This window comes from Microbacterium sp. K41 (assembly GCF_004794395.1).
GTDB classification, from domain to species: Bacteria; Actinomycetota; Actinomycetes; order Actinomycetales; family Microbacteriaceae; genus Microbacterium; species Microbacterium sufflavum.
In genome coordinates, this window is the sequence record NZ_SSDO01000301.1 from 38189 (window position 1) to 48931 (window position 10743).

Below are 10743 nucleotides of genomic sequence, written 5' to 3' on the forward strand. Positions count from 1 at the left end.
TTCACAGGCGTTAACAACTCTGTTAACAACTCGGGATCAGGCCAAAAGGAGCAGCGGCGGAACGAACGCCACGATCACGAGCAGGAGAACCACCAGGGCCGAGAGGAAGACGATCTGCCACACGCGCTGCTCACGGCGTTTCGTGCGCGTATAGATGAAGGCCACGATCGCGCCCACGATCGCCCCGCCCAGATGCGCCTGCCAGGAGATCCCCCCGGCGAAGAACCCGAAGGCGAAGTTGATCGCGAGGATGACGAGGATCCCGGTCACGTTCGCCCCGATGTGGCGGCCGATGATCAGCAGCGACGCGAGGAGACCGAAGATGGCGCCGGAGGCTCCGACCGTCCATGAGCCCGGCGCGAGGATCGCAACCATGACCGATCCACCGAGTCCGCTGATCAGGTACAGCGCCAGGTAGCGCGCCCGCCCCAGCATGGGTTCGAGGCTCTGGCCGAGCATCCACAGCGCCAGCATGTTGAGCGCGAGGTGCACGAAGCCGCCGTGCACGAACAGCACCGTCAGCAGTCGCCACGGCTCGAACGGCACCGCGAACAGGTTGGGGTAGAGGAACGGTGCGTAGAAGCCCAGCGCCTGTGTGATCGGCTGGTTGAGCCCGGGGATGAGCTGCACGAGGCCGATGAACGACGTGATCGCCAGCAGCACGTAGGTGACGACGGGCTTGCCGCCGCGGGTCATCGCCAGCGCACCGCCGCGGTTCCCCCAGCGTCGGGCGGCCTTCTTCTGGGCGGGAGTGCGGTTCTTGCGCTCGGCCGCCATGCACTCCGGGCAGATCACGCCGACGGCGGCCTGGGTCTGGCACTCGGGGCAGATGGTGCGCAGACACCGCTGGCAGAGCACGAAGCTCTGCCGATCCGGATGCCGGTAGCAGAAGTTGTCGCGATTGCTCGTGAACTCGGGCGTCGACATCCGGATCGGCCGTGGCTTCCGTCAGGCGGCGACGATGTCGATCGACTGCAGCACGACCGGCTCGACCGGGCGGTCGCCGGCCGCGGTGGGCACGGCGGCGATGGCGTCGACGACCTTCTTCGAGGCGTCGTCGGCGACGGCGCCGAAGATGGTGTGCTTGCCCTGCAGCCACGGGGTCGGGTCGGTCGTGATGAAGAACTGCGAGCCGTTCGTGCCCTCGACCTTGCCGGTGATGGCGTTGCGGCGCAGGCCGGCGTTGGCCATCGCGAGGATGTAGGGCTCGTTGAAGTCGAGCTCCCCGTTGATCTCGTCATCGAAGTTGTAGCCGGGGCCGCCCACACCCTGACCGAGCGGGTCGCCGCCCTGGATCATGAAGTTGGGGATGATGCGGTGGAAGATGACGTCCTTGTAGAGAGGACCCTCGCCCGGCTTGCCGGTGGCGGGGTGCGTCCACTCCTGGGTGCCGTCGGCCAGGCCGACGAAGTTCTTGACCGTCTTGGGAGCGTGGTCGCCGAAGAGGTTGATGACGATGTCACCGTGGTTGGTGTGCAGAGTTGCGACGTGGGAAGCATGAACCATGCCCTCATTCTCGCAGAGCTTCCGATGAGTGGCCCGGGTCTGTACATCCCCTCGGCGGATGATGCAAGGGGCGGGCGATTCCCTCCCCCCATCCAGGGTGTCGTGGCAAGATGGGGAACCCGTACTCCAATGGACAGGAGAGCATCGTGAGCCTCAGCCGCAAGCGGAAGAAGCAGCTTCGTCGTCTTCAGAAGGACGCCAACCAGCTGTGGGAGGACCAGCAGGTGCTCGTCGGCCACGCCGCCGACGTCGCCCGAGAGGCCGGCCGTCAGCTCGGCAACTTCAATCGGGAACAGCTAGTCCCCGCCGTCCAGGACACCTACAACCGTCGTGTCGCCCCCGTGGTCGACCGCGGCGTGAAGGTCGGCAGGCACGTCGTCGACGACAAGGTCGTGCCGATCGTCGGCGGCGTCGTCGGCACCGCGCTCACCGCGTGGGACGTCGCCAACGCGAAGCGTCAGGGCATCGAATACAAGGCCCGCAAGGCCGTCGCTCCGAAGAAGGGCCCCGGCCTCGGCTCGGTCATCGCGATCGTGCTGGGTGCGGCTGCGGCCGTCGGAGTGCTCTACGCCGCCTGGCAGGCCCTCCGCGCCGACGACGAGCTCTGGGTCGCCGACGACCCGCTGTCGGCTCCCGACGCGTGACCACCCCCGACCCGCACGCGCGGGTGCGGGATGCTGCGGCCGCCCGCGGACTCGACATCGAGATCCGCGAGCGGCCGCAGGCGCGCAGCCTGCACGAGGCCGCGGAGATCCTGGGCATCCCGCCGTCCGGCATCGTGAAGACCCTCGTGGTGAAGCGCTCCGACGACACCTATCTGTTCGCCCTGGTCCCCGGCGGTCGGTCGATCTCGTGGCCCAAGCTGCGCGCCGTGGTCGGCGTCAACAAGCTGCGACTGCCCGAACCCGAGCTCGCCCTCGCGGCCACGGGGTATGAGCGGGGCACGATCGTCCCGATCGGCAGCACGACCGATTGGCCCGTGTACGCCGACGAGTCCATCGTCGGGCAGCGGATCGCCATGGGAGCGGGTGCGCACGGTTACAGCCTGTTCGTGGACGCCGACGACCTGATCGCCGCCTACGGCGCCACCGTCGCCGACATCTCCATTCCCGAGGAGCGCTGACCGCCAGCGCTCAGGCGAGTCCCGCCATCCGGATGGCGATGTCGACCAGCTTGACCCGCTGCAGCCCCGCGACGGCCGCGAGCGGAAACCACTCGGCCCTGTCGGTCGAGCCCTCGGTCTCGAAGCGCAGCCGTCCGCCGGTGACCTCGGCGCGGTAGACGATGCGCAGTGTGTGGAGTGGTTCCGCCGCCTTGTGCACCCGCCGCCCTGCCGGGATCACCCGCGAATGGATACCGAGCAGCGCGCCGACCCGCACGGTGTACCCGGTCTCCTCGCGCAACTCCCGGCGGACCGCGTCCTCCGGGGCCTCGCCCGGCTCGAGCCCGCCGCCCGGCATGGTCCACGCCGTGCGACGCCCCTCGATCCAGCGCGCCAGGAGGAGCCGGCCACCCTCATCGGTGACGACCCCGTATGCGGCGACGCGCAGGTCCATGGCTCACACCCTATCCGCCGGGCGCGCCACGCTCCGACCACGTGTCGGCCGACGCACATCGATCACGAATCGAGAAGCGACGGCGCTCGGATGGTTCCTATTCTGTGGAGATCAGCCACACCGAGAGGACGGAAACCATGGCCGCCGACAACGAGAAGAACTTCACCGCCGAGGAGCGCGAGGCCATGCAGGCCGCCGCGAAGGAGGCCCGCACCCGACGGTCGCGTGCCAAGAAGTCGCCCGAGGAGCTGAGGGCGGCCGGCGAAGCCGACATCACGGAGGCCATCGACAAGCTCGACGAGCACGACAGGACGCTGGCGCGGAAGCTGCACGACCTGGTCTCCGAAGTCGCCCCCGACCTGGTGCCGCGCACGTACTACGGCATGCCCGCGTGGGGTCTAGACGGGAAGGTGCTGTGCTTCTTCCAGCCCGCGAGCAAGTTCAAGGTGCGCTACGGGACGTTCGGGTTCGAGCCGATCTCGAACCTCGACGACGGCACCGTGTGGCCCACGGCGTACGCTGTGATCGACCTGACGCCGAAGGACCGGGAGTTCCTCGCGGACCGGCTGCGCCAGGCCATCAGCTGAAGCGCTCCGAAGCCGAGACAGCGACGGCACCCCGGCACTACCGTGGAACCGTGAGCACTCCCCCGTTCCCCGCCTCCGTCTACGCCTCCAGACTCACCCGTGCAGCCGCGCTCGCCGCGGACGCCGGACTCGACGCCGTGGTCGTCGGACCGGGGCCCGACCTCCAGTACCTGCTCGGGGTCGAGGGGGACACGATCGAACGGCTCACGGCGCTGGTGCTCACCCCGGACGCGCGCGCGACCATCGTGGTGCCGCGCATGGAGCTGGCGAAGATCCGCAGCACCGCGGCCGGCGAACTCGGTCTGACCATCGCCGACTGGGTGGACGGGGAGGATCCGTATGCCCTGGTGCTCGCGGCGGCGGGGGAGGTCCAGCGGGCCGGGGTCTCCGACGCGCTGCCCGCGCTCCACGTGGTGCCGATCGCGGAACGCCTGGGGGTGCGGGTGGAGCTCGCGACCCCGGTGCTGCGCGAGGGGCGGATGATCAAGGACGACGCGGAGATCGCGGAGCTCCGGCGTGCGGGTGCCGCCATCGATGCCGTGCACCGCCGCGTGCCCGAGTGGCTGCGCGCCGGACGGACGGAACGCGAGGTGGCGGGCGACATCGCCGCCGCGATCGTCGAGGAGGGCCACCGCACGGTCGAGTTCGTGATCGTCGGATCCGGTCCGAACGGGGCCGACCCGCATCATGAGGTCTCCGACCGGGTGATCGAGGAGGGCGACATCGTCGTGGTCGACATCGGCGGTGCGGTGCCCAGCGGCTACAACTCCGACAGCACACGCACCTACGTCGTCGGCGACCCCGGCGCGGAGGAGGCCGAACGCATCGCCGTGCTCGTGCGGGCGCAGCAGGCCGCGGTCGATGCCGTGCGTCCCGGGGCGACGGCCGCCGAGGTCGATGCCGCCGCGCGCACGGTGCTCGCCGAGGCCGGACTGGGCGAGGCGTTCCTGCACCGCACGGGCCACGGGATCGGTGTCTCGGTGCACGAGGAGCCCTACATCGCTCCCGGCAACGGCCTCGTGCTGCGGCCGGGGATGGCGTTCAGCATCGAGCCGGGCATCTACTTCCCCGCTCGGTGGGGCGCCCGGATCGAGGACATCGTGATCGTGACGGACACCGGAGCGGAGCGGGTGAACCTGGCCCCGCACGCGCTCGTCTCCGCCGTTCGGCAGTGACCTTCGGCTATCAGCGAATACCTAAAGTCATCACGGTGAATTCCTAAAGTCACCTATCGTCGCATTTCCGGCGGGGCTAGCCTGCTGAGTGCTGGAGCCCCGTGCTCCGGCGATTGCTGATTCCATCTGGCGGGGGTTGCCGGAGGGTCGGATGTTCGCCTCAGAACACCACAATTTCATCGCGCCGACTGCAGGACCGAACGAGACGAGACGCCGATGGGCGATCATCGCCCTGCTCGCGCTGCTCGCCAGCCTCCTCGTGACGGTCGTCGCGCCGCCCAAGCCGGCCGAAGCCCAGTTCCAGTTCTCCTGTACGAGTACGGAGGGCGTCGGGTACTTCGTCAACACGGGCTCCGGCTCTGTCTCGATGATCTACACCGGCACCGACACGAACATCCGGAACATCCCCGTCGGCGGCACCCCCTACGGTGTGACGTCGCTCCCGGACGGATCGCGGGTCTACGTGGCGAACGGCAACGGGTCCGTGCAGGTGATCGACACCGCGACCCTCGCGGTCACGACGATCAACCACCCGTCGTTCTCCGCGTCGGTCGGCGCGTGGAGCTCCGCCGACGGCTCGCAGGTGTTCATCTCGAACATCGGGTCCAACACCGTCAGCGTGATCGACACCGCGACCAACACCGTGTCCCGCGTGATCACGGTCGGCGCCGCCGGTTCTCGTCCGGGATGGGTCGATGCCTACGGAAACGAGCTGTTCGTCGCCAAGGACGACGGCACCAACGGCGGGATCTCCGTGATCGACATGAGCAGCACCTCCACGACGACGTCCCGCGTCATCGCGGGAGCGGCTCCGGCGCACACGGTCGCCGTCAACGCCACGTACATCGCCGCCGCCAGCGAGACCGTCCTGTCGATCCCGATCCGCAACAGGACCGCGCCATCGGCCCTCGTGCGCACCATCACGACCACCGAGCAGATCCACGGACTCACGTTCGTCCCCAACACCAACTACCTCGTGGCCAGTGGCGAGGCCGGACACACCTTCGTGTACGACGCGTCGACCGGGGCGCTGCTGCGGACGTTCACCGCGGGCGGCTCGAACATGCGCGTGCCCGTGGCCTCGCCGATCAGCAACGAGGTCTACATCGCCGGATACTCCACGCCCACGGGCACGCTGGACCGGCTCGTGACCACCGGGGCTCCGGCCACCTGGACCTACACCGCCAATCAGACGGCCCTGCAGAACGCTCCCGACGGCCACACCCCCGCGTTCTCCTGCCTGCCGCCGCTCTCGGGTTCCAAGTCCTTCGCCAAGTCGCCGATCGCTCAGGGCGAGACGACCACCCTGACGATCACGATCAACAACACCAACCTCGCCCCCACCACCGGCATCACCGGGGCGGCGCTGACCGACAACCTGCCCTCCAACATCCGCATCGCACCGACGGGCACGGCGACGACGACGTGTACCGCCGCAACACTCACGGCGCCTCCCGGCCGGACGACCGTCAGCCTGAGCGGTGCTTCGATCCCCGCGGCCACCGGGCCGAACGGGGCGATCGTGCCGGGAAGCTGCACCATCACCGTGCCGGTGATCGGCGTCACACCCGGCGCCCAGACCAACACGATCGAGCCGGGGGCTCTCTCCGCGAACATCGTGGGCGAGACGGCGAACTCGTTCTCCGCACCGATCGAGGTGCTTCCCCCGGCGATGCAGATCGCGAAGTCGAACGACGACGCCGACGGGATCGTCGACGGCGGACAGACGCTGACCTACTCGCTCACGCTGACCAACGCCGGGACGATCCCGCAGACGGGCGTCACCGTCGACGACGTGCTCCCCGCGGGCGTCACCTATGTGCCCGGGTCCACCGTCGCCACGCAGGGCACCACTGTGCGCGACAATGCGCCGGGCGGGACCAACCCCGACCTCGTCGGCGGCGATCCCGTCGCCGGGTCGCTCGTCGGACCGACGGATCCGTTCACGATCCCTCCGGGTGAATCGCTCGTGGTCACCTACCAGGTGACCGTGGACACCCCCGCGCCGGAGACGATCGACTCGTACGCCAACACCGCCAGCGCCAGCTCCGCCCAGGAGCCGACGCCGATCAGCACGACCGACACCGTGCAGGCCCTGTCCACCCTCGATCTCGTGAAGTCCGCGGGCACCCCGGTCGACGTCAACGGCAACGGGACCACCGACACCGGCGACACCATCGCCTACACCTTCACCGTCACGAACACCGGTAACACCACCATCGCGAACATCGCCGTCACCGACCCGAAGCTCGGCGCGATCACGTGCGACGCCACGACCCTGGCGCCCGACGCCGTGGCCACCTGTACCGCGCCGCCCTACGTCATCACCCAGGCGGAGACCGATGCCGGCGCCGTCGACAACAGCGCCACCGCGGCGGGCACAGACCCCAGCGGCGACCCCATCGCCTCGAACGAGTCGACCACCTCGACACCCACCGACCAGGCCCCGGCACTGCTGTTCGACAAGACGGCCGCCGCCCCGGTGGATGTGAATGCGAACGGCATCACCGACGCGGGCGACACCATCGCCTACACGTTCAGCGTCGCCAACACGGGCAACGTCACGATGAGTGGCATCACCGTCACCGACCCGAAGATCGGCGCGGTGACCTGCGACGTGACCACCCTGGCTCCCGGTGAGGTCGCGAGCTGCACCGCGCCCGCTTACACGATCACTGCCGCGGACCAGGACGCGGGCGAGGTCGCGAACACCGCGAGTGCCACCGGCACCGATCCCGGCGGCACCACCGTCCCGTCGAACGACGACAGCACCACCACTCCGGTGGTCGCACCCGCACCGGCCCTCGAGATCGACAAGACCGCGGGAACGCCCGTGGACGTCAACGGGAACGGCTCGACGGACGTCGGCGACACCATCGCGTACACGTTCACGGTGACCAACACCGGCAACGTCACCGTGTCGGACATCGCCGTGAACGACCCCAAGGTCGGCACGGTGACCTGTGATGTCACGGCGCTCGGGCCGACGGGAGTCGCGACCTGCACGGCCGCCCCGTACGTGATCACCCAGGCCGACATGGACAACGGCTCGGTGGACAACTCCGCCACCGCGAACGGCACGGACCCGACGGGAGGCCCGGTCGTGACCACCCCCGACACCACGACCACCCCCACCGACCAGGCGCCGGCGCTGTCGTTCGACAAGACCGCAGGCACCCCCGTGGATGTGAACGCCAACGGCATCACGGACGAGGGCGACACCATCGCGTACACCTTCACCGTCACCAACACCGGCAACGTCACGGTGGCGGGCATCGCGGTCACGGATGCCCTCGTCGGCGCCGTCACGTGTGACGTCACCACGCTGGCTCCCGGAGCGGTGGCGAGCTGCACCGCGGCACCGTACACGATCACCGCCGCGGACGAGACGGCGGGTGAGGTGGCGAACAGCGCCTCGGCCGCAGGCACGGACCCGGGCGGTGACGCCGTCCCGTCGAACACCGACACGACGACGACGCCGGTCGTCGCCTCGGCACCGAGTCTCACGATCGACAAGGCAGCGGGTGCTCCGGTCGACGTCAACGGCAACGGGGTGACCGACGCCGGCGACACGATCGCCTACACCTTCACCGTGACCAACACCGGCAACGTGCCGCTCGCCGATGTCGCGGTGGACGACCCGAAGGCCGGCGCGGTCACCTGTGATGCGACCACCCTCGCTCCCGGTGCGGTCGCGAGCTGCACCGCCGCGACGTACACGATCACGCAGGCCGACGTCGACAACGGCTCGGTCGACAACTCCGCCACCGCCACGGGTACCCCGCCCGGAGAACCCGCGATCACCTCCGACCCCGACACCACGAGCACCCCGACCGACCAGACCGCGTCGCTCGTGCTGGACAAGACCGCGGGCACACCGGTCGACGTGAATGCGGACGGCCTGACCGACGAGGGCGACACCATCGCGTACACGTTCACCGTCACGAACACCGGCACCGTCACACTGACCGACGTAGCCGTCGACGACCCGAAGGTGGGCACCGTCACGTGTGATGTCACGACTCTCGCTCCCGGGGCCGTGGCCACCTGCACGGCAGCGCCCTACACGATCACCGCAGCGGACGAGACCGCGGGCGAGGTGGCGAACACCGCGACCGCCGCGGCCACCGACCCCGGCGGCGACCCCGCCCCCACCGCCGACGACAGCACCACGACCCCGGTCGTCGCCTCGGCCGCGGCTCTCACGATCGACAAGGTCGCGGGCGCCCCGGTGGACGTCGACGGCAACGGCATCACGAACGCCGGTGACACGATCGCGTACACGTTCATGGTGACCAACACCGGCAATGTGGCGGTGTCGGAGATCACGGTGGACGACCCGAAGGTCGGCGCGGTGACGTGTGATGTGACCACCCTGGCCCCCGGTGCGGTCGCGAACTGCACCGCGGCGCCGTACGTGATCACCGCTGCCGATGAGACCGCGGGCGAGGTCGCGAACACCGCGACCGCCGCGGGCACGGACCCGGACGGCGACTCGGTCGCCTCCGACCCCGACAGCACGACCACTCCGGTCGTCACGCCGGCGCCGGCGCTGTCGTTTGAGAAGACGGCGGGGACGCCGGTGGATGTGAATGCGAACGGCATCACGGATGAGGGTGACACGATCGGGTACACGTTCACGGTGACGAACACCGGCAACGTGACGGTGACGGATGTCGCTGTGGATGACCCGAAGGTGGGTGCGGTGACGTGTGATGTGACGACGCTCGCGCCGGGTGAGGTCGCTTCGTGTGCGTCGGCGCCGTATACGGTGACGGCGGCGGATGAGGCTGCGGGTGAGGTGGCGAACACGGCGACGGCGTCGGGGACGGCTCCGAACGGTGACCCTGTTCCGTCCGACCCGGATTCGACGACGACGCCGTCGGAGGCGTCGGCTCCGAGTTCGACGATCGAGAAGACCGCGGGTGCCCCGGTGGATGTGAATGGCAACGGGGTGACCGATGTGGGCGACACGATCGCGTACACGTTCACAGTGACCAATACCGGCAACGTCCCGCTCGCCGATGTGACGGTGAACGACCCGAAGGTCGGCGCCGTGACGTGTGATGTCACCACGCTCGCCCCCGGTGGAGTCGCGAACTGCACGGCGGCACCGTATGTGATCACGCAGGCCGACGTGGACAACGGCTCCGTCGACAACTCGGCCACGGCCACGGGCACCCCACCCGGAGAGGACCCGGTTCCGTCTGAGCCCGACACGACGACCACCCCCACCGACCAGACCCCGGCGCTCGAGCTGGACAAGGTGGCGGGCACGCCGGTCGACGTGAACGGGGACGGCCTCACCAACGCCGGGGACACGATCGACTACACCTTCACCGTGACCAACACCGGCAACGTGACCCTGACCGATGTCGCGGTCGCTGATCCGAAGGTCGGCACGGTGACCTGCGATGTGACGACCCTGGCACCGGGCGCGGTCGCCACCTGCACCGCCCCGGCGTACACCGTCACCACGGACGACGAGGCCGCCGGCGAGGTCGCGAACACCGCGACCGCCTCGGCGACAGACCCCGCGGGCGACCCGGCACCCACCGACGACGACAGCACCACCACCCCGGCCGTCCCGGCCGCGCCGGCGCTGTCGTTCGAGAAGACCGCGGGTGCTCCGGTGGACGTGAACGCGAACGGCATCACGGATGCGGGCGACACGATCGACTACACGTTCACGGTGACCAACACCGGCAACGTGACCCTGACCGACATCACCGTGAGTGACCCGAAGGCGGGGACCGTCACCTGCGATGTCACAAACCTGGCGCCCGGGGCCGTCGCGAGCTGCTCGGCGGCGACCTACACGGTCACGGCCGAGGATGAGGCGGCGGGCGAGGTCGCGAATACCGCTACCGCCACGGGGACGGAGCCCGGCGGTGACCCGGTCCCGTCCGACCCGGATTC

Annotated in this window: 8 protein-coding genes; 5 read left to right on the plus strand and 3 right to left on the minus strand. The window is 69.3% G+C overall.

Annotated features, from left to right (window positions below):
- Window positions 1-36 precede the first annotated feature (36 nt).
- A complete protein-coding gene (locus tag DW309_RS08885; protein ID WP_136045161.1) occupies window positions 37-927 on the minus strand; it encodes a rhomboid family intramembrane serine protease in 891 nt (296 codons plus the stop codon).
- A gap of 21 nt (window positions 928-948) precedes the next feature.
- The gene (locus DW309_RS08890; protein WP_136033721.1) at window positions 949-1506 is read right to left on the minus strand and encodes a peptidylprolyl isomerase; all 558 of its coding nucleotides are present in this window, start codon (window positions 1504-1506) and stop codon (window positions 949-951) included.
- Between the two features lie 146 nt (window positions 1507-1652).
- Here DW309_RS08890 and DW309_RS08895 point away from each other — a divergent pair, with 146 nt between their 5' ends.
- A complete protein-coding gene (locus DW309_RS08895) occupies window positions 1653-2150 on the plus strand; it encodes a DNA helicase (RefSeq protein ID WP_136033719.1) in 498 nt (165 codons plus the stop codon).
- Window positions 2147-2629 carry an aminoacyl-tRNA deacylase gene (locus tag DW309_RS08900; protein WP_206252146.1) on the plus strand — a complete coding sequence of 161 codons (483 nt, stop codon included), beginning with the start codon at window positions 2147-2149 and terminating at the stop codon, window positions 2627-2629. The genes DW309_RS08895 and DW309_RS08900 overlap by 4 nt, the downstream gene beginning before the upstream one ends.
- A 10-nt stretch (window positions 2630-2639) precedes the next feature.
- Here the strand turns inward: DW309_RS08900 and DW309_RS08905 are convergent, their stop codons facing one another.
- Window positions 2640-3062 carry an NUDIX hydrolase gene (locus tag DW309_RS08905; protein ID WP_136036487.1) on the minus strand — a complete coding sequence of 141 codons (423 nt, stop codon included), beginning with the start codon at window positions 3060-3062 and terminating at the stop codon, window positions 2640-2642.
- A gap of 137 nt (window positions 3063-3199) precedes the next feature.
- On the opposite strand from DW309_RS08905, the gene DW309_RS08910 reads away from it, so the two are divergent.
- The 3 genes from DW309_RS08910 to DW309_RS08920 form a co-directional block, all read left to right on the plus strand.
- Window positions 3200-3649, plus strand: a complete 450-nt coding sequence (locus DW309_RS08910; RefSeq protein ID WP_136045162.1) for an iron chaperone — start codon at window positions 3200-3202, stop codon at window positions 3647-3649.
- A 50-nt stretch (window positions 3650-3699) separates the two neighbouring features.
- The gene (locus DW309_RS08915; RefSeq protein WP_136045163.1) at window positions 3700-4824 is read left to right on the plus strand and encodes a M24 family metallopeptidase; all 1125 of its coding nucleotides are present in this window, start codon (window positions 3700-3702) and stop codon (window positions 4822-4824) included.
- 151 nt (window positions 4825-4975) lie between these two features.
- A partial coding sequence (locus DW309_RS08920) for a CLIPPER-2 domain-containing protein (protein WP_136045164.1) occupies window positions 4976-10743 on the plus strand: 5768 nt, incomplete at its 3' end.

What these genes read in the sequence shown, in the direction of transcription:
- DW309_RS08885 (WP_136045161.1), bottom strand. Translation starts at nt 927, where the DNA reads ATGTCGACGCCCGAGTTCACGAGCAATCGCGACAACTTCTGCTACCGG.
- DW309_RS08890 (WP_136033721.1), bottom strand. Translation starts at nt 1,506, where the DNA reads ATGGTTCATGCTTCCCACGTCGCAACTCTGCACACCAACCACGGTGAC.
- DW309_RS08905 (WP_136036487.1), bottom strand. Translation starts at nt 3,062, where the DNA reads ATGGACCTGCGCGTCGCCGCATACGGGGTCGTCACCGATGAGGGTGGC.
- DW309_RS08910 (WP_136045162.1), top strand. Translation starts at nt 3,200, where the DNA reads ATGGCCGCCGACAACGAGAAGAACTTCACCGCCGAGGAGCGCGAGGCC.